This is a genomic window from Rhizobium giardinii bv. giardinii H152 (genome assembly GCF_000379605.1).
Classification (GTDB): domain Bacteria; phylum Pseudomonadota; class Alphaproteobacteria; order Rhizobiales; family Rhizobiaceae; genus Pararhizobium; species Pararhizobium giardinii.
The window spans coordinates 113,422-136,053 of the sequence record NZ_KB902702.1 but is presented as its reverse complement, the minus strand read 5'-3'; the positions used below and the strand labels follow the sequence as shown (position 1 = coordinate 136,053).

The 22,632-nt window shown below is 62.6% G+C and carries 22 protein-coding genes; 13 read left to right on the top strand and 9 right to left on the bottom strand.

All coding sequences use genetic code 11. The features are described from left to right. Nucleotides 1-74 precede the first annotated feature (74 nt). The 5 genes from A3AY_RS0125330 (at nt 75) to A3AY_RS39865 (ending at nt 4,700) form a co-directional block, all read left to right on the top strand. Complete coding sequence (locus tag A3AY_RS0125330) at nt 75-1,142, top strand: ABC transporter substrate-binding protein (RefSeq protein WP_018328479.1); 1,068 nt, start codon at nt 75-77, stop codon at nt 1,140-1,142. 256 nt (nt 1,143-1,398) lie between these two features. Further along, on the top strand, nt 1,399-2,343 hold the full coding sequence (locus A3AY_RS0125325) for a Bug family tripartite tricarboxylate transporter substrate binding protein (RefSeq protein ID WP_018328478.1): 945 nt from the start codon (nt 1,399-1,401) through the stop codon (nt 2,341-2,343). Further along, nucleotides 2,340-2,831: a tripartite tricarboxylate transporter TctB family protein gene (locus tag A3AY_RS0125320; protein ID WP_018328477.1), complete on the top strand. Its 492-nt coding sequence runs from the start codon at nt 2,340-2,342 to the stop codon at nt 2,829-2,831. Before A3AY_RS0125325 ends, A3AY_RS0125320 begins: the two co-directional genes overlap by 4 nt. 9 nt (nt 2,832-2,840) lie before the next feature. Continuing rightward, nucleotides 2,841-4,358, top strand: a complete 1,518-nt coding sequence (locus A3AY_RS0125315; protein WP_018328476.1) for a tripartite tricarboxylate transporter permease — start codon at nt 2,841-2,843, stop codon at nt 4,356-4,358. A 171-nt stretch (nt 4,359-4,529) separates the two neighbouring features. Further along, nucleotides 4,530-4,700, top strand: coding sequence for a hypothetical protein (locus tag A3AY_RS39865; RefSeq protein ID WP_018328475.1), 171 nt, complete (start codon nt 4,530-4,532; stop codon nt 4,698-4,700). Between the two features lie 101 nt (nt 4,701-4,801). Here A3AY_RS39865 and A3AY_RS0125305 read toward each other — a convergent pair whose 3' ends face one another. The 3 genes from A3AY_RS0125305 to A3AY_RS0125290 all read right to left on the bottom strand — a co-directional run bounded on the left by A3AY_RS0125305 (nt 4,802) and on the right by A3AY_RS0125290 (nt 8,740). Further along, a complete protein-coding gene (locus tag A3AY_RS0125305) occupies nt 4,802-5,869 on the bottom strand; it encodes a DUF475 domain-containing protein (RefSeq protein ID WP_018328474.1) in 1,068 nt (355 codons plus the stop codon). A 238-nt stretch (nt 5,870-6,107) separates the two neighbouring features. After that, nucleotides 6,108-6,431, bottom strand: a complete 324-nt coding sequence (locus A3AY_RS36110) for a hypothetical protein (protein WP_018328472.1) — start codon at nt 6,429-6,431, stop codon at nt 6,108-6,110. Beyond that, nucleotides 6,431-8,740 carry an FdhF/YdeP family oxidoreductase gene (locus tag A3AY_RS0125290; RefSeq protein ID WP_018328471.1) on the bottom strand — a complete coding sequence of 770 codons (2,310 nt, stop codon included), beginning with the start codon at nt 8,738-8,740 and terminating at the stop codon, nt 6,431-6,433. The genes A3AY_RS36110 and A3AY_RS0125290 overlap by 1 nt, the downstream gene beginning before the upstream one ends. Before the next feature lie 268 nt (nt 8,741-9,008). Between A3AY_RS0125290 and A3AY_RS0125285 the strand changes: the two genes are divergently transcribed. Beyond that, nucleotides 9,009-9,962, top strand: a complete 954-nt coding sequence (locus A3AY_RS0125285; protein ID WP_026203810.1) for a DMT family transporter — start codon at nt 9,009-9,011, stop codon at nt 9,960-9,962. Here A3AY_RS0125285 and A3AY_RS0125280 read toward each other — a convergent pair. From A3AY_RS0125280 to A3AY_RS0125265, 4 genes are read right to left on the bottom strand one after another with little or no spacing between them, the layout of a single operon-like run. Then, entirely contained in the window at nt 9,952-11,553 is a 1,602-nt protein-coding gene (locus tag A3AY_RS0125280) for an ABC transporter ATP-binding protein (RefSeq protein WP_026203809.1), read from the bottom strand. The two genes, A3AY_RS0125285 and A3AY_RS0125280, sit on opposite strands and share 11 nt — an antisense overlap. 1 nt (nt 11,554) lies before the next feature. Next, nucleotides 11,555-12,685: an ABC transporter permease gene (locus A3AY_RS0125275; protein WP_018328468.1), complete on the bottom strand. Its 1,131-nt coding sequence runs from the start codon at nt 12,683-12,685 to the stop codon at nt 11,555-11,557. Then, complete coding sequence (gene oppB / locus A3AY_RS0125270) at nt 12,678-13,601, bottom strand: oligopeptide ABC transporter permease OppB (RefSeq protein WP_018328467.1); 924 nt, start codon at nt 13,599-13,601, stop codon at nt 12,678-12,680. The genes A3AY_RS0125275 and oppB overlap by 8 nt, the downstream gene beginning before the upstream one ends. 59 nt (nt 13,602-13,660) lie before the next feature. Then, nucleotides 13,661-15,259 (bottom strand): peptide ABC transporter substrate-binding protein, encoded by a 1,599-nt coding sequence (locus A3AY_RS0125265; RefSeq protein WP_018328466.1) that lies wholly within the window; start codon nt 15,257-15,259, stop codon nt 13,661-13,663. A gap of 641 nt (nt 15,260-15,900) precedes the next feature. Here A3AY_RS0125265 and fba point away from each other — a divergent pair. Both fba and A3AY_RS0125255 read left to right on the top strand, forming a co-directional pair. Next, a complete protein-coding gene (fba, locus tag A3AY_RS0125260; RefSeq protein WP_018328465.1) occupies nt 15,901-16,947 on the top strand; it encodes a class II fructose-bisphosphate aldolase in 1,047 nt (348 codons plus the stop codon). 184 nt (nt 16,948-17,131) lie between these two features. Beyond that, entirely contained in the window at nt 17,132-17,971 is an 840-nt protein-coding gene (locus A3AY_RS0125255; protein ID WP_018328464.1) for a fumarylacetoacetate hydrolase family protein, read from the top strand. Between the two features lie 58 nt (nt 17,972-18,029). Here A3AY_RS0125255 and phnF read toward each other — a convergent pair whose 3' ends face one another. Then, nucleotides 18,030-18,767 carry a phosphonate metabolism transcriptional regulator PhnF gene (gene phnF, locus A3AY_RS0125250; protein WP_018328463.1) on the bottom strand — a complete coding sequence of 246 codons (738 nt, stop codon included), beginning with the start codon at nt 18,765-18,767 and terminating at the stop codon, nt 18,030-18,032. 86 nt (nt 18,768-18,853) lie between these two features. Here phnF and phnG point away from each other — a divergent pair, with 86 nt between their 5' ends. The 4 genes from phnG to fosX are packed head-to-tail and all read left to right on the top strand — an operon-like array spanning nt 18,854 to nt 21,463. Further along, nucleotides 18,854-19,321, top strand: a complete 468-nt coding sequence (gene phnG, locus A3AY_RS0125245) for a phosphonate C-P lyase system protein PhnG (protein WP_018328462.1) — start codon at nt 18,854-18,856, stop codon at nt 19,319-19,321. Beyond that, nucleotides 19,321-19,941 carry a phosphonate C-P lyase system protein PhnH gene (gene phnH, locus A3AY_RS0125240; protein ID WP_018328461.1) on the top strand — a complete coding sequence of 207 codons (621 nt, stop codon included), beginning with the start codon at nt 19,321-19,323 and terminating at the stop codon, nt 19,939-19,941. The genes phnG and phnH overlap by 1 nt, the downstream gene beginning before the upstream one ends. 2 nt (nt 19,942-19,943) lie before the next feature. Then, nucleotides 19,944-21,047 (top strand): carbon-phosphorus lyase complex subunit, encoded by a 1,104-nt coding sequence (locus tag A3AY_RS0125235; protein ID WP_018328460.1) that lies wholly within the window; start codon nt 19,944-19,946, stop codon nt 21,045-21,047. Then, nucleotides 21,044-21,463, top strand: a complete 420-nt coding sequence (gene fosX / locus A3AY_RS0125230; protein ID WP_018328459.1) for a FosX/FosE/FosI family fosfomycin resistance hydrolase — start codon at nt 21,044-21,046, stop codon at nt 21,461-21,463. Before A3AY_RS0125235 ends, fosX begins: the two co-directional genes overlap by 4 nt. A 23-nt stretch (nt 21,464-21,486) precedes the next feature. On the opposite strand, the gene A3AY_RS0125225 is transcribed toward fosX, so the two are convergent. Next, complete coding sequence (locus tag A3AY_RS0125225; protein ID WP_018328458.1) at nt 21,487-21,690, bottom strand: hypothetical protein; 204 nt, start codon at nt 21,688-21,690, stop codon at nt 21,487-21,489. A gap of 46 nt (nt 21,691-21,736) precedes the next feature. On the opposite strand from A3AY_RS0125225, the gene A3AY_RS0125220 reads away from it, so the two are divergent. Beyond that, on the top strand, nt 21,737-22,615 hold the full coding sequence (locus A3AY_RS0125220) for an alpha-D-ribose 1-methylphosphonate 5-phosphate C-P-lyase PhnJ (protein ID WP_018328457.1): 879 nt from the start codon (nt 21,737-21,739) through the stop codon (nt 22,613-22,615). Nucleotides 22,616-22,632: the final 17 nt, after the last annotated feature.

The window sequence follows — 22,632 nt, the reverse complement described above, 5'->3', positions numbered from 1 at the left end:
GCTGTCTCCCTTCAGCTACTCTAGCGGTCGCCATCCGGCTTGTGAACGGGCCGGGGCTGCGGCAATATCGTTTTATGCGTTTCCTTCTGTGTCTCAGTTTTCTCTGCGGATTTTTCCTGCCTGCCGCCGCCGAGCCGGTCGTGTTTCCGGCGCTCTCGGGCAATCCGGACGCCCCGACCGTCATCGTCTATTCCTCGCTCGACGAGCCGCTGGCGCGGCCGATGATCGTCGGTTTCCAGAAGGCCAATCCGGATGTGGCCGTGCGCTACGAGGATATGCTGACCGGCGAGATCTACGACCGGATCGTCAAGGAGACCGACACAGGCGAAAAGACCGCTGACTTCGCCTTCTCCTCGGCGATGGACCTGCAGGTCAAGCTCAGTAATGACGGCTATGCCCAGCGCAGCGACCTGCCGATGAGCGCCCGCTGGCCGGGCTGGGCCAATTGGCGCAACACGGCTTACGCGCTGACGTTCGAGCCGGCGGTCTTCGTCTATCACAAGCCGAGTTTCACAAAGGAGAAGCCGCCCTCGACGCGGGCCGAGTTCGTCGATTATCTCAAGCGTCATGGCAGCGCCGTTTATGGAAAGATCGGCACCTATGATATCGAGCGGTCCGGCGTGGGCTTCCTGTTCATGGCGCGCGACCAGGAGCAGTTCGGCGACATCTGGTCGGTGATCCAGACGATGGGTGCTGCCGGCGTCAAGCTCTATTCCACCAGTTCGGCCATTCTCGAGCGGGTCTCCGACGGCCGCTTCGTTCTCGGCTACAATATTCTCGGCTCCTATGCCGCCGATTGGGCCTCGCGTCACCCGGATGTCGGCATCGTCCTGCCGCGCGATTATACCGTCGTCATGTCGCGCATCGGGCTGGTGCCGCAGGCGGCCGCCTCGCCCGACCTCGGCCGGCGCTATCTGGAATTCTTCATGTCGAAGGAAGGCCAGACGATCATGGCGCGCGAGTTGCAGATCCCCGCCGTCAGCCCGGACGTTGCCGGCGCCAACACGGCCAATACGATGCGGGAAATGCTCGGCGGGCAGTTGCGGCCGGTTCCGGTCAGTCCCGGGCTGATGGTTTACCTCGATCAGGTCAAGCGGGCGCGGCTGATCGCCCGCTGGAACGAAGTTTTGCGGCTCCAGTAGACGAAGCAGCAAAATTAGCGGAGATTAATCCGGCAGGGTTCCGTTCGATGTCAGGTAGATGACAGCTTCTTGTGGTGCCTTGCAGTTCTTCATCGTCCGTGGAGGCGGATGATCGAGGCGAATGGGAGGAGTTTCACCAGACCCGGCGTCGTTCTGCTCAGGAAGCGAATGCGCCCGATTCAGAGTGAGCCAACCCCCGTCCGCAAAGATGAACACTGCGCGCCAGATAACGAGCGCGCCTGACGGAGGACTAATCTTGAAACAGTTTTTTCTGGCATCCATTCTCGCCGGTGCTCTTGCCCTGCCGGCTTTTGCTGCTGACTACACCATCATCGCCCCGGCGAACCCCGGCGGCGGCTGGGACCAGACCGCGCGCTCGATCCAGACCGTGATGCAGCAGGAAGGCATCTCCGGCAACGTCCAGGTGCAGAATGTGCCCGGCGCCGGCGGTACCATCGGCCTTGCACAGTTCGCCAGCCAGTCGAAGGGCAATCCGAACGCCCTGATCGTCGGCGGCTACGTCATGGTCGGCGCAATCCTGACCAACAACTCGCCGGTGACGTTGAATGATGTCACCCCGATCGCCCGCCTGACCGGCGAATACGAAGCCATCGTCGTGCCGGCTGATTCGCCGCTGAAGACCTTCGGCGATCTCGTCGAGGCGCTGAAGAAGGATCCGGGCGCAGTCTCCTGGGGTGGCGGCTCGGCCGGCGGCACCGACCATATCGCTGTCGGCCTGATCGCCAAGGCTGCCGGCGTCGATCCGACCAAGATCAACTACATCGCCTTCTCCGGCGGTGGTGAAGCGCTGGCCGCCATTCTCGGTAGCCAGGTAACGGCCGGCATTTCCGGCTACGGCGAATTCGAAAGCCAAGTGAAGTCCGGCACGCTGCGCCTTCTCGCCGTTTCGAGCGCCGAACGCATTGCCGGCGTCGATGCGCCGACCATCAAGGAAAGCGGCCTCGACGTGGTGGTTCAGAACTGGCGCATGGTTGCCGCCGCTCCCGGCCTGACCGACGAGCAGAAGGCTGCCGTTTCGACCGACATCGAGAAACTCGTCAAGTCCGCCAGCTGGCAGGAAACCCTGAAGACCAAGGGCTGGCAGGATACCTATCTGGCCGGTGATGCCTTCAAGGAGCAGCTCGCCAAGGACATTTCGGCAACCGAAACCGTCCTCAAGGACATTGGTCTGGTAAAATGAGCAAGGGTCACACCCCTTCGACGGAGACACGCCGCCCTGACAGGGCGGCGCTTGTCATCGCCGTCTTCCTCGCGGCCCTCGGCGGCCTGATCTTCTGGGATGCGTCACGGCTGGCGAGCGCTACCGGCTATTCCGGTATCGGCCCGGCCACCACGCCCTTCGTGATCGCCGGCTGCCTGCTGATACTGGCGGTCTGGACCGTTTTTGAAGCCCTGCGCGGCGATTTCCCGACGCGCGATCGCCAGGAAGTCGCTCCGGTCGTCTGGATCATCGGCGGCTTGGCCTTGCAGATGCTGCTTCTGAAAACGGCGGGGTTCTCGATCGCCACGGGTGTGCTCTTTGCCGCAACGGCGGCAGCCTTCGGCAAGCGCAAGCTGTGGATGACGATTCCGCTCGGTATCCTCATCTGTCTTGGCGTCTGGCTGATCTTTGCGGGGCTGTTGCAATTGTCGCTGCCCGCCGGTCCGCTCGAACACCTGTTTTGGTAAGGCCCTGACATGAACACATTCGATTTCCTGCTGCAGGGCCTGCTTGTCGCCGCCCAGCCCATGAATCTCCTCTACGCGCTGATCGGCGTGACGCTCGGCACCGCCGTCGGGGTTCTGCCCGGCATCGGCCCGGCGCTCACCGTGGCGCTGCTCCTGCCGGTGACCTACAAGCTCGATCCGGGCGGCTCGCTGATCATGTTCGCCGGCATCTATTATGGCGGCATGTATGGCGGCTCGACCACTTCGATCCTTCTGAACACCCCGGGTGAAAGCTCGTCGATCGTCACCGCACTCGAGGGCAACAAGATGGCCCGGGCCGGGCGCGGCGGACCGGCATTGGCGACAGCCGCGATCGGTTCCTTCGTCGCCGGCCTGATCGCGACCATGGCGCTTGCCTTGATCGCGCCTTTTGTCGTCAAGCTGGCGCTGGTTTTCGGCCCGCGCGAATATTTCGCGCTGATGGTGCTTGCCTTCGTCACGGTTTCCTCGGCCTTCGGCGATTCGACGCTGCGCGGGCTGACGTCGCTGTTCATCGGCTTTGCGCTCGCCATCGTCGGCATCGACCAGCTGACCGGCCAGACGCGCATGAGCTTCGGCATTCCCGATCTGCTCGACGGAATCGAGGTGACGACACTGGCGGTCGCGATGTTCGCCATCGGCGAATCGCTCTATATCGCGGCACAAGGCGACCTCGGCCCGGACAAGGTCGAAGCGGTCAAGGGATCCGTCTGGATGAACAGGCAGGATTGGGCGCGTTCGTGGAAGCCGTGGCTGCGCGGCACGGCGATCGGTTTCCCGATCGGCGCGATGCCGGCGGGCGGCGCTGAAATCGGCACGTTCCTCTCCTATGCCACCGAAAAGCGGCTGACCAAGCATCCGGAAGAATTCGGCAACGGCGCCATCGAGGGTGTCGCCGGTCCGGAAGCGGCCAACAATGCCTCGGCTGCCGGCACGCTGGTGCCGCTCCTGACGCTCGGCCTGCCGACGACCGCAACGGCGGCGATCATGCTGGCCGGCTTCCAGCAGTACGGCCTGCAGCCCGGTCCGCTGTTGTTCGCGACCAACCCGCAGCTCGTCTGGGGCCTGATCGCCAGCCTGCTGATCGCCAACTTCATGCTGCTTGTGCTGAACCTGCCGCTGGTCGGTCTCTGGGTGAAGCTCCTGACGATCCCGAAACCCTGGCTCTATGCCGGCATTCTCCTGTTTGCGACGCTCGGCACCATCGGCGCCAACCCGTCGGTGTTCGAACTCGGCATGCTGCTCGCCTTCGGTGTCCTCGGCTATGTCATGCGCATCTTCGGCTATCCGATCGCCCCTGTCGTCGTCGGCCTGATCCTCGGCCCGCTGGCCGAACAGCAGCTTCGCCGGGCACTGTCGATCAGCCAGGGCGATGTCACGGTGCTGTTCACCTCGCCGATCGCCGCCGTACTGCTGGTGATTGCGGCCGCCGCCCTGATCATCCCCTTGATCCTGCGGGCGCGGGGTCGTGGAGAAGTGCTCGCCCAGCTGGCAGCAAGCGAAGACTGACGTTCCTCCCAAGACCGTCACAGGGAAAGGCCCGGTTAGCTGATGTTAACCGGGCCTTTCCTATTTGCATGGCTGGGATGAATTCCTGTGCATTGTAAAGCGATGCCCAAAGGATCATCTTCCACTCATCGAACGAAACACGATCAACCAACTGGAAAGTGAGTAAAAGAGATGTCCGCCCTTCGTAAACCTGCCCGAGGCTTCTTCGGTAATGCCATCGCCATCTTTGGCGCGGCCACGGCCGCAGCCGCGGCTGTTGAAGGCCACCGCCGTCCGCTGGACCGCGACCTCTACACTCTCGGTATCGATCCGAAGAACTTCAACTCCGTGAAGAACCGCTAACACCAAAGCTGAAATATTGCGCGCTGGCCGTTCTGCTGGAATCCGAATGAAAAAGCCCGCCAATCCTTGGGATTGGCGGGCTTTTCGTTGCCGCGATAGTGTCAGGCGTTGACGTGTTCAGAGCGCTCCCGCCTGTTGTGGCGGATCGAAGACCACAGCGAGATGCCGATCAGGGCCGCCCCGCCGAGACCGGTGATGACCTCCGGAATATGCACCAGCGTCTGGCAATACATGATCACCGACAGGATCAGGATCGCGTAGAAGGCGCCGTGCTCCAGGTAACGATATTCGGCGAGCGTCCCCTTCTCGACCAGCATGATCGTCATCGAACGCACATACATGGCGCCGATCCCAAGACCGATGGCGATGACGAAGAGGTTCTGCGTCAGCGCGAAGGCGCCGATCACGCCGTCGAAGGAGAAGCTGGCATCCAGCACTTCAAGATAGATGAAAGCGCCGAGACCGCCTCTTGCTGCAGCACTCATCGTCTGCTGCGAGGCGTCAAGCAGCCCGCCAACCACCTCGACCGCGAGGAAGGTCAGGAGGCCGTAGATGGAGCAATAGACGAAGGTGGTGGCTTCCTCGCCGTGCAGGAAGGAGGAGAACACCAGGATCAACACGAGCACGAAGGCGATTTCGACGCCCTTGATCGTCGCGAAGCGTGACATGCCGCGTTCGAGTGACGCGATCCAGTGGATGTCCTTCTCGTGGTCGAAGAAGAACTTCAGGCCGACCATCATCAGGAAGGTTCCGCCGAACGCGGCAATCGGCAGATGCGCCTCGTGCATGATGCGGGCGTATTCCTCGGGACGCGAGGCGGCCAGTACCAGGGCATCGATCGGCCCGATATTGGCGGCGATCACCACGATCAGCAGCGGGAAGACGATGCGCATGCCGAAGACGGCGATCACGATGCCCCAGGTGAGGAACCGGTGTTGCCAGACCGGCGTCATTTCCTTCAGTTTGTTGGCGTTGACGATGGCGTTGTCGAAGGAAAGCGAGATTTCCAGCACGGCAAGCACCGTACAGACGAAGAAGACGGTGGCCATGCCGCCCAGCGTACCGGTCGTGGTCCAGCCGAGCCAGGCGCCGAGCGCAAGACCGGCTGCCGTCGTGATGAAGGCCCAGGTGAAATAACCGAGAGCCGAAGTTTGCGAGGCGGGCTTCATGGCCGCACCTCCGATCCGTCAAAACTCAGAGCAACGGGTGCATAGATGGAGAAATCCCGCATGCCATGATCGGCATGCGAAGAACGCATGAGATGGATTGTCATGTGCTTATAGTCCGCCGGCTTATTTGCGGGTGATACCGACATCACGAGAGCGCCGTAGATTCTCGCCAGAGGGGCCCGGTATCAGGTTTAGCTCCGCAGGCGTGTTAGAATGCCCTGCACTGCGGAGATGGTTCTTACTTAGCGACGATCTCGCCAAGGTCAAGCACGCCGGCCATAAGCGTGTCGCCTTTTACCGTAAGTTTGATGCGCGTTCGCTGCGTGCGGGCATCGCGACCGACGATTTCGATCGGCGCCTCCGGCCCGCAAAGCAGATTGACCTCCCGCAGGACGAGCGCGTGGGCGATGCCGAACAGCCTGGCAAAGGTGCGGCTGTCGTCGGCGATCCCCTGGGAAATTGCCGCGATGATGCCCGCGCCCAGCCGCGAAAGCGTGGCGTCCCGTCTTCTGACCGCCTCGACCAGGGCAACGAAATCGGCTTCGGGCGGGCTATCTGGCATCAGGCCGCATCTGCCTGCCTGGCTTTGGTGCGGAAGGATACCAGCACCGATTTTGAGGTCGGCGTATCGCTCTCATCCCCGGCGCTCGACAAGGGCACGAGCACGTTGAGCTCCGGGTAATAACCGGCGACGCAGCCGCGCGGGATATCATAGGGCACGAAGCGGAAATCGCTGGCGACACGGGAAAGACCGTCTTCATGGCGCCCGATCACGTCGACGCGGTCACCGGCCTCGCCGCCCAGATCGGCAAGGTCGGCGGGATTGATGAAGACGACGTTGCGCTCGCCGTAGACGCCGCGATAGCGGTCGTCCATGCCGTAGATCGTTGTGTTGTACTGATCGTGCGAGCGGAAGGTCTGCATCACGAAAACGCCATCCCTGCCGCGGGCGATCTGATGTTCGACGGCATCAGGGAGCGGGCCGCTCCAGAATGTGGCGCGACCCTCCGGTGTTTCCCATTCGCGATTGGCGGCGGCATTGCGCAGATGGAAGCCGCGCGGCTTGCGGACGCGCTGGTTGTAGTTTTCAAAGCCGGGAATGACATTGGCGATGTGATCGCGGATCAGGTCGTAGTCATCGGCGAGCGCTGCCCAATCGACCTTTGCCGAGCCGACGGTCGCGGCTGCGATCCCGGCGATGATCGCCACCTCGGAGCGCAGTTCCGGCGAGGCCGGCCTGTTGATGCCGCCGGAGCCGTGCACCATGCTCATCGAATCCTCGACCGTGACGATCTGGCTGATGCCCTTCGAGTTGCGGTCGATTTCCGTGCGGCCGAGGCAGGGCAGGATGAAACTCACCTCGCCCGGCATCAGGTGCGAGTGGTTGAGCTTGGTGGCGATGTTGACCGTCAGCTTCTGCCTGGCCAGCGCCTTTTCGATGAGCGGGCTGTCCGGCGTTGCACGCGCGAAATTGCCGCCGAGGCCGATGAAGGCCCGTGCCGCGCCGTCCAGCATGGCGCCGATGGCTGCAAGCACATTGTGGCCCTCATGTCGGGGTGCCTTGAAATCGAATTCCTGTTCCAATGCATCGAGGAAGGCGGCCGGGGGCTTCTCGTTGATGCCGACGGTACGGTCGCCCTGGACGTTGGAATGGCCGCGCACGGGGCAGAGGCCGGCGCCCGGCTTGCCGATATTGCCGCGCAGCATCATGAAGCTGGCGATCTCGCGGATGGTGATCACCGAATGCCGGTGCTGGGTGACGCCCATCGCCCAGGTGCAGATCACCCGTTCGGCGCCGAGATAAACCGCCGCCGCCCGCTCGATTTCATCGCGCGTCAGGCCGGACTGGTCCTCGATCTCGGCCCATCCGGTCGCCTCGACGGCGGCACGATAGGCATCGAAATCCGCGGTGTGCCGGCTGATGAAATCGAGGTCGAGAACGGAGGGCCGGCCTGCAGCCCGTGCTGCGTCGTCTGCGGCGAAGACCGCCTTGGCCATGCCGCGCACCGCGGCCATGTCGCCGCCGAGGCGCGGCTGGAAATAGTCGCTGGCGATTTCGCTCGAGCCGCCACGCAGCATTTCCAGCTTGTCCTGCGGGTCGGCGAAACGCTCGAGGCCGCGCTCGCGCAGCGGATTGAAGACGACGATTTTTGCACCGCGTCGAGCGGCGCGGCGAAGATCGCCGAGCATGCGCGGATGGTTGGTGCCGGGATTCTGGCCGATGACGAAGATGGCGTCGGCCTTCTCGAAATCTTCGAGCAGCACCGTGCCCTTGCCGACGCCGACCGCCTGCTTCATGGCGATGCCGCTTGCCTCATGGCACATGTTGGAGCAATCGGGAAAATTGTTGGTGCCGTAGAGCCGGACGAAGAGCTGATAGAGGAATGCTGCTTCGTTGGAGGCGCGGCCGGAGGTGTAGAACTCGGCCCGGTCCGGCGTGTCGAAACTGTTGAGGATCGCGCCGATCTCGGCAAAGGCGGCATCCCAGCCGACACGGACATAGCTGTCCGTGACGCGGTCGTAGCGCATCGGATGGGTGAGGCGGCCCTGCTGCTCCAGCGCATAGTCGCTCCACGTCTTCAGCTCGGAGACGGTGTGCGTGGCAAAGAAGTCCGGTAGCGTGCGCTTGTCGGTCGCCTCCCAGGCGACGGCTTTCACGCCGTTCTCGCAGAATTCGAACGAGGAGCCGTGCTCCGGATCACCCCAGGCGCAGCCGGGGCAGTCGAATCCATCCGGCTGGTTGGCCTTCAGCAGGGTGCGCGCGCCCGAAAGCGGCGAGCCGCTTTCCAGAAGGCGCTTGCCGCAGCTTTTCAGCGCCCCCCAGCCGCCTGCGGCGCGGGAACGTTTGCCGATGAAAACAGTCTTGCCCATGAACGAAGCGATCCCTGCGCGCGGTCAATAGAAGAAACATGATCAAAAAACCGGATTACACAGGCTTGTGATCGAATTTTTGTTTTCTTTCAATGGCCCATTTTGCATGTGCTAATAGGATATTTCTATTGTGCTGCAGTGCAAAATTCGGAGGGATGGGGACCGAGCGTGGCTCCTATTCCGATTGTTCATCGAACCATCGATTTTCGTGGATGGATTGAAGTGCCGGAATATGCGAGGGCAAGCCGTCTTTCCCGGAGCCGAAGCCATGACGGTCGCAACAGCCCCCTTTGCTCACACTTCGAATGCCGCACGAACCGGCGTTCTCTTCATGCTGCTCGGCATGCTGATGTTCTCGCTGAACGACACGATGGGGAAATGGCTGGTGTCGACCTATTCCGTCAGCCAGTTGATGACGATCCGCAGCCTCGCGGCTCTGGTGGTGCTCATTCCCTTCTTCGTCAAGCGCGGGTGGCGCAGCCTGCTGATCGTCGATCGCCCGTGGCTGCAGGGACTGCGGTCGCTGCTGTTTGCGTTCGATGCATCGGCCTTCTACTTTGCCGTCGCCTACATGCCGCTTGCCGACGCGATGACCTATTGGCTGGCGGCGCCGATCTATGTCGCGGCTGCCTCGCCGCTGCTTCTGGGCGAGAAGGTCGGCTGGCGGCGGTGGACGGCGATCATCATCGGCTTCCTCGGCGTCCTCATTGCGCTCGAGCCGTCGGCCGAGAGCTTTTCCCTGCCGGCGCTGATCGCGCTTGCCGGCAGCACAGCCTATGCCTTCGCGCTGCTTCTCGGGCGAACCCTGCGGGCAACGCCGGATACGACGCTGATCTTCTGGCAGTTGAGCGGCGCGCTGATCTTTTCTCTGGCGGGTGTCGGCGTCAATCCGGCCGGCTGGGCGCCGATGGACCTGCAGGCCCTGGCCTGCCTCAGCCTTCTCGGCATCGTCGCCATGCTCGCCCATCTCCTCGTTACCCGCTCGCTGAAACTCGCCGATGCGGCCACCGTCGTGCCGTTGCAATATACGCTGCTTTTCTGGGCGGTGATTTTCGGCTGGATCTTCTTCGGCGATACGCCGCGCTGGACCGTGATCCTCGGCTCCGCTCTGATCGTTGCATCCGGCCTGTTCATCTTCTTCCGCGAACAGCAGCTGAAGCGACGCAAACCGCTGCAGCCGGACCCGGCCATGGAAGCCGGGCACGGAGAGGTCACGCGGTAAAGGCCGCGCTCATCAGGGTCTGCGTATAGCTCTCGCGCGGCGCCTCGAAGATCGCGTCGGTATCGCCTTCCTCGACGATCCTGCCGTTCTTCATCACCACCACATAGTCCGACATCGCCTTGATCACCGACAGGTCGTGGCTGATGAAGATGTAGGAGAGGCCATTGGCCTTCTGCAGAGCACGCAGAAGGTCAATGACCTGTCCCTGCACGGAGCGGTCGAGCGCCGAAGTCGGTTCGTCGAGAATGACGACCTTCGGCTTGAGAATGATGGCGCGGGCAATGGCGATGCGCTGCCGCTGGCCGCCGGAGAATTCATGCGGATAGCGGTTGCGGGCCGCCGGATCGAGGCCGACCTCCTTGAGTGCCTCGATCGCCCGCTTGTCACGCTCGGCGCGGCTTAGCTGCGGTTCGTGGACGTACAGCCCCTCGGTGACGATCTCGCCGACGGTCTGTCGCGGCGAGAGCGATCCATAGGGATCCTGAAACACCAGTTGCAGCTGCCGGCGCAGCGGACGCATGGCGGAGCGGCTGAAATCGGAGATGTTCGTCGCGCCGAAGCGGTAACGCCCGCTGCTTGGGATCAGCCGCAGAAGCGCGCGGCCGAGCGTCGATTTGCCGGAGCCGGATTCGCCGACGATACCGATTGTCTGGCCCTCCCGCAACCGGATGCTGACGCCATCGACGGCGCGAAACACGCCGGCTGAACTGCCGAACAGGCCGCCGCCGGTGGCATAGTCGACGGCCACATTCGCGCCTTCGAGAACGATCGGCGCGGTGTTCGCCGGCGGCTCCTTGCGGCCGCGCGGTTCGGCGGCGAGCAGCAGCTTGGTATAATCCGCCTGCGGTCGCTCGAAGATGTTGGTGGTGGCTCCCGTCTCGACCACCTCGCCGCGGCGCATGACGGCAACGCGGCTGGCGAAATGGCGGACGATGCCGAGGTCGTGGGTAATCAGCACGACGGCCATGCCGAACTTGGCCTGCAGCGAATTCAGCAGGTCGAGGATCTGTGCCTGAATGGTGACGTCGAGCGCCGTCGTCGGCTCGTCGGCGATCAGGATGTCCGGATCGTTGGCGAGCGCCATGGCGATCATCACGCGCTGCCGCTGGCCGCCGGAAAGCTCGTGCGGATAGCTGTCGATCCGCCGTTTCGGTTCGGGAATGCCGACCAGCTCGAGCAGTTCCAGCACGCGGGTGCGCGCCTGTTTGAAGGTGCCGCCGCGATGATGGACGATCGGTTCGGCGATCTGCCGGCCGATCGTATAGAGAGGGTCGAGCGAGGTCATCGGCTCCTGAAAGATCATGGTGATCTTTTCGCCGCGCACATGGTTCAGCGCCTTCAGCGGCAGGCCGACGAGCTCCTGGCCGCGGTATTTTGCCGATCCCGTGACCGTGCCGTTTCCGGCAAGCAGCCCCATGATGCCCATCATCGTCTGGCTCTTGCCGGAGCCGGATTCGCCCACCACGGCCAGCGTTTCGCCGGCCTTGACGTCGAGATCGATGCCCTTGACCGCCTCCACCGTTCCATCCGGCGTCGAGAACGAGACCTTGAGATTGCGGACGGCGAGAATTGTTTCCCGTGAATCAGTCATGTCAGCGGTCCTTCGGATCGAGCGCATCGCGCAGGCCGTCGCCGGCGAAATTCAGCGAGAAGAGGGTGAGAACGAAGAAGATCGCCGGGAAGATCAACAGCCACGGGGCCGACTGGATGTTGTTGGCGCCTTCCGCAATCAGCGCGCCCCAGCTCGTCAACGGCGCCTGGACGCCCAGGCCGAGGAAGGAGAGGAAGCTTTCGAGCAGGATGACCTTCGGCACGACGACGGTGACGAAGACGACGACCGGGCCGATGGTGTTGGGGATGATGTGTCGGCGGATGATCTGCCAGTCGGTCAGCCCCAGCGCCTGCGCCGCGCCGATGAACTCTCGTCGTTTCAGCGCCAGCGTCTGGCCGCGCACGATGCGGGCCATGTCTAGCCATTCCACCGCGCCGATGACGAGGAAGATCAGGATGAACGAGCGTCCGAAAAAGACGACGAGGACGACGACGAGGAAAACGAAGGGCAGCGAATAGAGGATCTCGACAAAACGCATCATGACGTTGTCGACGCGCCCGCCGATATAGCCGGATGTCGCACCGTAAAGGACGCCGATCGAGAGCGAGACGAGGCTCGCGAGCAGGCCGACGGCAATCGAGATCTGGCCGCCGAGCATGACGCGCGCCATCAGATCGCGGCCGTTGGAATCGGTGCCGAACAGGAAATATTCCCGCGAGACGCTGCCGGTGAGCTTCAACGTCTTGCCATCGTTTTCGGTTGCCACGACCTGCGTGCTGTCGAATTCGTTGGCCCGGTCGAAATAGCGCGTGGCGCGCGGATCGATCGGCTTGTCCGATGTCACCGTCGCCGTGAAGGTCTGGCCTTCGACGGCAAACTCCTTCAGCTCGACACGGGCCCGTCCGGCAACGCCTTCGATCACGTCCTGCAGGCTCGATGCATCCGGCCGCGGTTCGAAGCTCGGTGGGATCGACACGTAGGATGGAAACACCTGGTCGTAGCTGTGGCTGATGAAATGGGGGCCGAGGAAGGAAAACATTGCGATCAGCACCAGCATGACGCAGCCGGCCATGGCGGCGCGGTTGCGGCGGAAGCGGAGTGCTGCGAGCTGGAACAGGCTTCGGCTGGCGGTTTCGGGCGGCAGAGCCGGCGTGGTGACGATATCAGTCATGGCGAACCCTCGGATCGAGAAGGCCGTAGAGAATATCGACCACAAGATTGAAGACGATGACGAAGATGGCGATCAGCACGACGGTTCCCATCACCAGCGTGTAGTCGCGATTGATCGCTCCGAGCACAAAATAGCGACCGACACCCGGAATGGTGAAGATCGTTTCGACGACGGCCGAGCCGGTGAGCAGGGCGGCGGCGGCGGGCGCGAGATAGGAAACGACCGGCAGCATGGCGGCGCGCATCGCGTGCGTGACGACGACGACGCGCGGCGGCAGGCCGTAGGCGCGGGCCGTGCGGATATGGTCGGTGTGCAGCGCCTCGATCATCGAGCCGCGCGTCAGCCTGGCAAAGACCGCCAATTGCGGCAGCGCGAGTGCTACCATCGGCAGGATCAGGAAGCGCAGCGAACCGTCACCCCAGCTTCCGGCCGGCAGCCAGGCAAGCACGACGGCAAAGACCAGCGTCAGCACCGGACCGACCACGAAATTGGGAACTGTGACGCCGACGGTCGAGACCGACATGATGAGGAAATCGAGGACACTGTTCTGCCGGAGCGCGGCAAGGGTGCCGGCAAGTACGCCGCCGATCAGTGCCAGCAGCAGGGCGTAGGAACCGAGTTGGATCGAATAGGGCAGGCCCTTGCCGATCAGTTCCGCCACGGTGTTGTCCTTGTAGATGTAGCTCGGCCCGAAATCGCCGGTGACGGCGTTGCTGATGTAGGTGAGGTACTGGTTCCAGAGTGGCTGATCGAGATGATAGGTCGCCATCAGGTTCGCCATGGTCTGGGGCGGCAGCGGACGTTCGAGATTGAAGGGGCCGCCGGGGGCGAACCGCATCAGGAAGAAGGAAATCGTGACGACGATGAACAGGGTCGGCACGGCGCTCGCGAGGCGGCGCAGGACAAAGGAGATCATGGTTTTGCTCTCTGACCGTGACGCGCGGCGGCGCCAAGCCGCCGCGCGTCAAAAATCCGTTATTCGGAAACGCTCAGGAAGCGGCTGAGATGCGCGTTGACGGCGTTATCCTGCCAACCCTTCACCTTGTCGGACACCAGCCAGAGGTCGGCCTGGGTCAGGAACGGCGCGATCGGCTGTTCCTTCATCAGAAGCGCCTCGGCTTCATGCAGGATCTTCGAGCGGGCCGTCGGATCGACCTCCTCGTAGGACTTCTTCATCAGGGCGTCGAACTCGGCATTCTCGAAGTGGCCGTAGTTGAAGGTCTTGTTCGAGGAGAGGCTGAGCGCCAGGAAGTTTTCGGCGTCGGCATAGTCGGCTACCCAGCCGGCGCGGGCAACGTTGAACTTGCCGCCTTCCTGAAGGTAGGCGTAGTGCGAGGAGACGTCGAGATTGACCAGCGACACCTTGGCGCCGAACGTGTTCTTCCACATGTCGGCGACGGCGGTGGCAACACGCTCATGATTCGGGTTGGTGTTGTAACGGATCTCGATGTTGAGCGGCTTGCCGCCTTCGCCGTAGCCGGCTTCCTTCATCAGCTTGACCGCTTCATCCTCGCGATCGAGCTGCGACATCTCGGAGAAGTCGGCCTTTGCCGGATCGCCGTAGCTCGCCATGCCCGGAGGCACCATGGAGTAGGACGGCAGCTGCGAGCCCGAGTAGATTTCCTTGGCGAGGAAGTCGCGATCGACCGACATCGACAGCGCCCGGCGCACGCGCACGTCGCTATAGGGTTCCTGGCGGGTGTCGAAGGCGTAGTAGTAGGTCGCGAGCGTCGGGGAAACATGGACCTGCTCGCCATAGGACTTGCGCAGCCGGTCCAGCTGGTCGGCCGAGAAGTTGTAGGCAAGGTCCATTTCCTTGGCCTCGAAGCGGCGAACGGAGGCGGCCTGGTCGTCGATCGGGTAGAAGATCACCTTGTCGATCTTGACGTTCGCAGCGTCCCAGTATTCCGGGTTCTTTTCGGCGGTCAGGCTGTCGTTCGGCGTATGGGCGACAAGCTTGTAGGCGCCGTTCGAGACCATGACGCCCGGCTTGACGAAATCGGCACCGTTCTTTTCGACGCTTGCCTTGGAGACGGGCAGCGCGGTCTGATGCGCCAGCAGTTCCAGGAAGAACGGAGTCGGGCGCTCAAGGGTGATTTCAAGCGTCTTGTCGTCGACGGCCTTGACGCCGAGCTGATCGACGGGAACTTCACCCTTGTTGACCTTTTCGGCGTTCTTGATCGGGAAAAGGATGTTGGCGTAGCCGGCAGCTGTCTTCGGATCCTCGATGCGCTGAAGCGAAAAGACGAAGTCGGTGGCGGTGACCGGAGAGCCGTCCGACCATTTGGCGTCGGCGCGCAGCTTGAAGGTGTAGACCAGGCCGTCGTCGGAGAGGTCCCAGGTTTCGGCCGCACCCGGAACGACCTTGCCGGCCGCGTCATAGATGGTCAGGCCTTCATAGAGATCCTTGAGGATGAACTCTTCGATATTGATCGAGGTGTGGGCCTGATCGAGCGTCTGCGGTTCGCCAGCATTGCCGCGATGCAAGACGGTTTCGGCGAGTACGGGGCTTGCGCCGATGAGAAACGATCCGAGCAGGATCGCTGTGCTGAGCTTGATGTTCGCCAATGTCATTTTGTTTTCCTTCCCCTCTTTTCAGGTTTTGAAGCGGCGAGAGAATGCCAATTTTTTCGCAAAGGCAAGGCCATCGGCCGTCGTTCAAACGCCACGATGAAGCTGACGGATATGTATCTATAGCGCCGCGGTTGCATTTCAATTGCGGCATTTAGCGTTGGATTTGCGCCTGTCGAAATCGCCGCACCGACCACCAGAATCGGCCGCCGCGAAATTATCGGGATCATTTTCGGCAGTTTACGTAATATGCATTCGTCCGGTGACCGCCTCTCGAAACGAAAGTGTCGATCACCGTTATCGGCAGGTCGCCTTCCCTCTGAGGTTGCAGGCGCGGAGGTCCGGCCAGGCCTTGCCCGAACACAACCTCAGATTGATTCTTCGGGGAGGACAAAAAAATGCGGAAAGTTTGGCCAGAGAGCCGTATCTGCAACGTTTCCGTCGCAAGAGTGATGGAATTTTCCGTTTCGGCAGTGGTTGCCAAACCATGATCATCAATTATGGTGCAGGAAAATCCTGCCCCACAGTTGCCAGGAGGCCTGGTCGCGATACCAGTCGGCGTTTGTGGCGGGCGCTTTTGCTCAAGTGGAGAATAAAGTCGACGCCCCTGGATCGGCGGCGACAGGACAACGGGAGACTTTTGAATGGCATTGATCACCTTGCGGCAGTTGCTGGACCACGCCGCTGAAAACAACTACGCCCTGCCCGCCTTCAATGTGAACAATCTGGAATATATTCAGGCGGTGATGCGCGCCGCCGATGCCACGGATTCGCCCGTCATCCTGCAGGCCAGCCGCGGCGCCCGCGCCTATGCAGGCGATGCTTTCCTGCGCCACCTGATCCTTGGTGCTGTGGAGGAATATCCGCATATTCCGGTTTGCCTGCATCTCGACCACGGCGACCAGCCCTCGACCTGCATTTCGGCAATCACCAACGGCTTCACCTCCGTGATGATGGACGGTTCGCTGCTGGCCGACGGCAAGACGATCGCCAGCTATGATTACAATGTCGGCGTCACGGCGGAAGTGGTGAAGATCGCCCATGCGGCCGGCGTCTCGGTCGAAGGCGAGCTTGGCTGTCTCGGCAATCTCGAGACCGGTGCCGGGGAAAAGGAAGACGGCCATGGCTTTGAAGGCAAACTGTCGCGCGAGGAACTACTGACCGATCCGGAGCAGGCATTCGATTTCGTCGAGAAGACCGGCGTCGACGCGCTGGCCGTCGCGATCGGCACCAGCCACGGCGCCTACAAGTTCACCCGCGCGCCGGACGGCGACATCCTGTCGATCGAGACGATCGCCAAGATCAACAAGCGGCTGCCGAACACCCACATGGTCATGCATGGCTCGTCGACGGTGCCGCAGGACCTGCAGGACCTGTTCAACGAATTCGGCGGCAAGATGAAGCAGACCTGGGGCGTGCCGGTGGCCGAGATCCAGAAGGCTATTCCGCTCGGCGTCCGCAAGGTCAATATCGACACCGATCTTCGCCTTGCCTTTACCGGCGAGATCCGCAAGCATCACCTGCAGCACCCCGATAATTTCGATCCGCGCAATTATCTGAAACCCGCGACCGCCCGCATGGTCGAGGTCTGCAAGGAGCGCTTCATCGCCTTCAACGCCGCCGGTCAGGCGTCGAAAATTCGCGTCAAGCGCCTGCCGGACATGGCAAAGGCCTATTCCAAGGCGGCCTGAGAGCACAATTTGGCGGGAGAAATCCCGCCACAATCTCCTTCGGCGGGCCGCGTCGGGGCGAGGGCGTCCCGATCGCCAGCAAGATTTGGCTACCCGCCGACCCCTCGAACCGGCAAAAGCGCTTTACAACGCTGTCCGCCTTTGATTTGTCAGGCGGCACGAGCGTTCCAAGGGAAGAGGTAACATGAAACTTTTGCGCTATGGGCCCCTGGGGTCGGAAAAGCCGGGCGTTCTCGACAAGGATGGCCAGATCAGGGATCTGAGCGGCGTCATCGCCGATGTCGGCGGCGACGCCATCAGCGATATGGCCTGGGCCAAGGGGCTCGATATCGATAGCCTGCCGATCGTCGGTGGCAGCCCGCGCCTCGGCGCCTGCGTTGCCGGAACCGGCAAGTTCATCTGCATCGGACTGAACTATGCCGATCACGCCGCAGAGACCGGCGCCACGGTGCCGCCGGAACCGGTGATCTTCATGAAAGCGACATCGGCCATCGTCGGTCCGAACGACGACGTCATCATCCCACGCGGCTCGGAAGCCACCGACTGGGAGGTCGAGCTCGGAGTGGTAATCGGCAAAAAAGCCAAGTACGTCTCCGAGGCGGATGCGCTGGAGCATGTGGCCGGCTACTGCGTCATCAATGACGTCTCCGAGCGCGATTTCCAGACCAAGCGCTCCGGACAGTGGACCAAGGGCAAGTCCTGCGACACGTTCGGCCCGACCGGCCCGTGGCTGGTGACGCGCGACGAGGTTGCCGATCCGCAGAAGCTGAAGATGTGGCTGACCGTCAACGGCGTTACCAAGCAGGACGGCTCCACGAAGACCATGGTCTATGGGGTCGCCAATGTCGTCAGCTATCTCAGTCAGTTCATGACGCTGCATCCCGGCGATATCATCTCGACCGGTACGCCCCCCGGCGTCGGCATGGGCTTCAAGCCACCGCAATACCTCAAGGCCGGCGACGTCGTCGAGCTCGGCATCGAGGGCCTGGGTACGCAGAAGCAGACCTTCATCGCCGACGTCTGAGAGCGCGATCACATGTGAACAGGGCGCGTGCTACGGCATTGCGCCCTTTTTCGTGGCCTCACGTTTCGATCTTCAGCTTGACGCGGTCGGCGGCGAAGCGGGTGCGGGCAAACTGCACCGGCACGCCGTCCGGATCGGCATTGATGGCGGTCGCCTCGATGACGATGGCGCCGGGTGAAAGGCGAAGCAGGGCCAGCTCGTCGGCATCGGCGTGGCGGGCGACAAGCTCCGTCGAGACGCGCACGTAGTCCGGCAGGCCTTCGGCGGCAAAGGCCTTGGTGATCGAGCCCAGCCTTTCGACTTGCTCTGCCATGTGCGGAAAGCGATCTGCAGGAAAGAAATTGGTGGAACAGGATACCGGCCGGCCGTCGGCGCTGCGAATCAGGTCCAGCATGATGCAGTTCGTTCCGGGAGCGATCCCCAACCCGGCGGCAACCTCGACGGCAGCCGGAAGGGCGGCTTGGGCAAGCAGTTTCGCTTCCGTCTCGCGTGCCTGGTCGCCAAGCCCCTCCGCGAAGCGCGTGCGCCTCGAAATCGGAAAGCTCAGCCGTTCCTTCCGCTGTATCAGCGTGCCTCTCCCCTGGATCGCCTGCACCAAGCCTTCCTCGGCAAGGGCGGCAAGGGCGCTGCGCACCGTGTGGCGGTTGACGCCGAACTGGCTTGCCAGGACGATTTCCGGCGGTATCATGCCGGTCTGGTCGTAATCGCCATTGCTGATCGATAGCCGGATCAGATCGGCAATCTGCCGCCAGAGGGCAACGCCGGTTTGCCGTTCGACCACCTTTTTCGCATTCATGTCACAAGCCCGTCATGCAGCAGTTCTAGAAAAGCAATCATCAGATGTATAGTTGTCTATAATAATAGTCATTTCGGATGGAAGCAATGGACCCGATCAAACAAGATGGCAGCGCGGCGGTGAATGGGCGCAAGCGGGCGATGGAATTGCTGGCCAAAGCGTCGACCGAGGAGCTCCAGGCTGGTTGGCAGGCGATCAAGGCCAAACCGAAGGTGCATGCGGTGCGCGGTCCGGAAAGCGGTCTCGTGATGGTGCGCGGTCGAATCGGCGGTGGGGGTGATGCCTTCAATCTCGGCGAGGCGACGGTCAGCCGCGCCACGGTGCGGCTGGGCTCTGGCGAGATCGGTCATGGCCAGCTGCTTGGCAATGATCGCGAAAGAGCGCGTCTGGCGGCGGTGTTCGATGCGCTTCGCCAGCGGCCCGACCACCGGCAGGCGGTCGATGCACTGGTCGACGCGGTGGAAAGCCGCGTCGCGGCCGAGGATCGCAAGCGTGCCGAACAGACCGCGGCAACGCGGGTTGATTTTTTCACCATGGTGCGGGGAGACGACTGATGGGCATTCAAACCGAGATCCACGCCAGCGCCTATGCCGGTGCCTTTACCGATCCCGTGTTCCAGTCGCAGGCCGTGTTCCGGGCGCTGATGGATACCATGGCGCGTCCGGGCACGATCACGCCGCTCGGCGCTGCGGCGGCGCCGCCGGCGCCGCTCGGTCCAGGAGCCGGAGCGATTGCGTTGACGCTGTGCGACGACGGAACCCCCGTCTGGCTGAGCCCCGCCCTTGCCAAATCATCGGTGCCGGCCTGGCTGTCCTTCCATACCGGGGCCGCGCGGACAGACGTCAAGCCGGAGGCCCGATTCGTCTTCGTGGAGGCCGGCGGCATTGTTCCGGGCTTCGATCAGTTCGCGCTCGGAACGCAGGAATATCCGGATCGTTCGGCAACGCTGGTGCTTGAAATCGCAGCGCTCGAAGGCGGCGCCCAGTTGACTGCCACCGGCCCCGGCATCAATGGCGAGGCCGTCGTTTCTCCGATGGGCCTGCCGGACATTTTCCTCACGCTCTGGGCGGAAAATCGGGCGCTGTTCCCAAGGGGCGTCGATCTGATCCTGGTCGCCGGCACGGACGTTCTCTGCCTGCCGCGCACCACCAAGCTTCGCCATCGGGAGGTTTGAGCATGTATGTTGCCGTCAAGGGTGGCGAAACCGCCATCGCCAATGCGCACCGGCTTCTCGCCGACCGCCGCCGGGGAGACCGGTCGCTGCCCGCGATCTCCATCGACCAGATCGTCGCCCAGCTCGGCCTCGCCGTCGATCGCGTCATGGCGGAAGCCTCACTTTACGACCGCGAACTGGCAGCGCTTGCTGTGCGGCAGGCGCGCGGCGACATGATCGAAGCAATCTTCATCCTTCGCGCCTATCGCACGACGCTGCCACGGTTCGGCCTGTCGGTGCCGATCGATACGGGCAGGATGAAGATCGAGCGCCGCGTCTCGGCGACCTACAAGGATCTGCCCGGCGGCCAGCTTCTCGGGGCGACCTTCGACTATACCCACCGCCTGCTCGACCCATCGCTGCTTGCGGACGAGCCGGTCGCCGATCCCGTCCGCAAGCAGGCTGACGAGAGCGCGATGATGCGCGTTTCCGATATTCTCGCCGATGAAGGGCTGATCGAAGCCGACGGGAGGTTGCCGGAGGACCATGTCCCGGGCGACCTGACGCGTGAGCCGCTGGAGTTTCCCTTGGACCGCGACCTGCGCCTTCAGGCCTTGGCGCGCGGCGACGAGGGGTTTCTGCTGGCGCTCGCCTATTCGACGCAGCGCGGCTATGCCCGCACCCATCCCTTCGTTGGCGAAGTCCGCATCGGTGACGTCGAGGTCGAACTCGACATGCCGGAACTCGGCTTTGCGGTGTCGCTGGGCCGCATCCAGGTCACGGAATGCCAGATGGTCAACCAGTTCAAGGGCTCGGCCAACAACCCGCCGCAGTTCACCCGCGGCTATGGTCTCGTCTTCGGCCAGAGCGAACGCAAGGCGATGGCGATGTCGCTGGTCGATCGGGCGCTTCGGGCAGAAGAGTTCGGCGAGGATATCGTCGCACCGGCGCAGGACGAGGAATTCGTCATTTCGCACTCCGACAACGTCCAGGCGACCGGTTTCGTCGAGCACCTGAAGCTGCCGCACTACGTCGATTTCCAGGCCGAACTCGATCTCGTTCGCCGCATGCGCGCCGAATATGACGCAAAGTCCGACGGCAATGATGTCCGGGAGGCGGCGGAATGATCGAGGATCTCTCCCACATTACTTTCATCGTCAGCGATCTCGACCGGATGACGGAGATTCTCGAAACGGTTTTCGGCGCCAAGCAGGTTTACGACAGCGGCGAAAAGCACGTCTCGCGAGCACCGGAAAAATTCTTCACCGTCGGCGATCTCTGGATCGCGATCATACAAGGCAAGGGCCTGAGCGAACGCACGTATGATCACGTCGCCTTCAAGATAAGGGATGAGGATATCGATATTTATCTCGAGCGCATCCGCTCGCTCAATCTCGAGGTGATGCCGCCGCGCCCGCGCGTCGAAGGCGAGGGGCGGTCGATCTACTTCCACGACGCCGACAACCATCTCTTCGAACTGCACAGCGGCACGCTTGCAGAGCGGCTCGAGACGTATTCCCGTTTGGAAAAGGCAGCCGAATGATATTCCCGTTGTCGCACGGTGGATCAGTCGCCCCCACCGTCTCCGCCGCCGCAGTCTCCGCCGGTATCCCCGTCGCTCGACGCATAGACGCCGCCGTCGCCCCCCGATCCCGCCGCCTGGCTTTTCCTCTTTCTCGCGGCGCGGTCCCCCAGGATGACGATCACCAGCACAACAAGACCCGCCAGAACGAGCGGCAGTACGTTGAAGGCGCTGGGTTCGGCTTCCATCCCGGATCTTTCTCCCGTGGTCCTCTGCACCTCAAGGTAATCGACAATGCCTGACCTTGCCACATACAACTTCGCCTATCTCGACGAGCAGACGAAGCGGATGATCCGCCGGGCGATTCTCAAGGCGATCGCCATACCCGGCTATCAGGTTCCCTTCGCATCGCGCGAAATGCCCATGCCCTACGGCTGGGGCACCGGCGGTGTCCAGGTGACGGCGGCGATCCTCGGGCCGGATGACGTGCTGAAGGTCATCGACCAGGGCGCAGACGACACGACCAATGCCGTCTCGATCCGCGCCTTCTTCCAGAAGGTCGCCAATGTCGCGGTGACGACGAAGACCAGCGAGGCGACGATCATCCAGACCCGCCACCGCATTCCGGAGGAACGGCTGAAGACCGGCCAGACGCTGGTCTATCAAGTGCCGATTCCGGAACCGCTACGGTTCCTCGAACCGCGCGAGACCGAGACCCGCAAGATGCATGCGCTGGAGGAATACGGCCTCATGCATGTCAAGCTCTACGAGGACATCGCCCGTAACGGCCATATCGCCACGACCTATGCCTATCCGGTCAAGGTCGAAGGTCGTTATGTGATGGATCCCTCGCCGACGCCGAAGTTCGACAATCCGAAAATGCACATGTCGGAGGCGCTTCAGCTGTTCGGCGCCGGCCGCGAAAAGCGCATCTACGCCGTGCCGCCCCATACCGAGGTCGTCAGCCTCGATTTCGAGGACCATCCGTTCGAGATCCAGCATTTCGACAAGCCCTGCGCGCTCTGCGGCGCCGAGCACGTTTATCTCGACGAGGTCGTGCTCGATGACCACGGCGGTCGCATGTTCGTCTGCTCCGACACCGACCATTGCGAGGATCGGCGGGCGCATGGTCATGCCGGTGAGATGCTGGCGCGACAGGAGGCGGCGGAATGAGCGGGGCGGCTGAGCGT

Bases quoted from the DNA above. Each gene is read 5' to 3' on its own strand.
- A3AY_RS39865 (WP_018328475.1), top strand. From the start codon at position 4,530: ATGTCCGCCCTTCGTAAACCTGCCCGAGGCTTCTTCGGTAATGCCATC.
- A3AY_RS0125315 (WP_018328476.1), top strand. From the start codon at position 2,841: ATGAACACATTCGATTTCCTGCTGCAGGGCCTGCTTGTCGCCGCCCAG.
- A3AY_RS0125220 (WP_018328457.1), top strand. From the start codon at position 21,737: ATGCCTGACCTTGCCACATACAACTTCGCCTATCTCGACGAGCAGACG.
- A3AY_RS0125330 (WP_018328479.1), top strand. From the start codon at position 75: ATGCGTTTCCTTCTGTGTCTCAGTTTTCTCTGCGGATTTTTCCTGCCT.
- phnG (WP_018328462.1), top strand. From the start codon at position 18,854: ATGGACCCGATCAAACAAGATGGCAGCGCGGCGGTGAATGGGCGCAAG.
- phnF (WP_018328463.1), bottom strand. From the start codon at position 18,767: ATGAATGCGAAAAAGGTGGTCGAACGGCAAACCGGCGTTGCCCTCTGG.
- A3AY_RS0125290 (WP_018328471.1), bottom strand. From the start codon at position 8,740: ATGGGCAAGACTGTTTTCATCGGCAAACGTTCCCGCGCCGCAGGCGGC.
- A3AY_RS36110 (WP_018328472.1), bottom strand. From the start codon at position 6,431: ATGCCAGATAGCCCGCCCGAAGCCGATTTCGTTGCCCTGGTCGAGGCG.
- fosX (WP_018328459.1), top strand. From the start codon at position 21,044: ATGATCGAGGATCTCTCCCACATTACTTTCATCGTCAGCGATCTCGAC.
- A3AY_RS0125280 (WP_026203809.1), bottom strand. From the start codon at position 11,553: ATGACTGATTCACGGGAAACAATTCTCGCCGTCCGCAATCTCAAGGTC.
- A3AY_RS0125255 (WP_018328464.1), top strand. From the start codon at position 17,132: ATGAAACTTTTGCGCTATGGGCCCCTGGGGTCGGAAAAGCCGGGCGTT.
- A3AY_RS0125285 (WP_026203810.1), top strand. From the start codon at position 9,009: ATGACGGTCGCAACAGCCCCCTTTGCTCACACTTCGAATGCCGCACGA.
- A3AY_RS0125275 (WP_018328468.1), bottom strand. From the start codon at position 12,685: ATGACTGATATCGTCACCACGCCGGCTCTGCCGCCCGAAACCGCCAGC.
- A3AY_RS0125235 (WP_018328460.1), top strand. From the start codon at position 19,944: ATGTATGTTGCCGTCAAGGGTGGCGAAACCGCCATCGCCAATGCGCAC.
- fba (WP_018328465.1), top strand. From the start codon at position 15,901: ATGGCATTGATCACCTTGCGGCAGTTGCTGGACCACGCCGCTGAAAAC.
- A3AY_RS0125305 (WP_018328474.1), bottom strand. From the start codon at position 5,869: ATGAAGCCCGCCTCGCAAACTTCGGCTCTCGGTTATTTCACCTGGGCC.
- phnH (WP_018328461.1), top strand. From the start codon at position 19,321: ATGGGCATTCAAACCGAGATCCACGCCAGCGCCTATGCCGGTGCCTTT.
- A3AY_RS0125320 (WP_018328477.1), top strand. From the start codon at position 2,340: ATGAGCAAGGGTCACACCCCTTCGACGGAGACACGCCGCCCTGACAGG.
- oppB (WP_018328467.1), bottom strand. From the start codon at position 13,601: ATGATCTCCTTTGTCCTGCGCCGCCTCGCGAGCGCCGTGCCGACCCTG.
- A3AY_RS0125265 (WP_018328466.1), bottom strand. From the start codon at position 15,259: ATGACATTGGCGAACATCAAGCTCAGCACAGCGATCCTGCTCGGATCG.
- A3AY_RS0125225 (WP_018328458.1), bottom strand. From the start codon at position 21,690: ATGGAAGCCGAACCCAGCGCCTTCAACGTACTGCCGCTCGTTCTGGCG.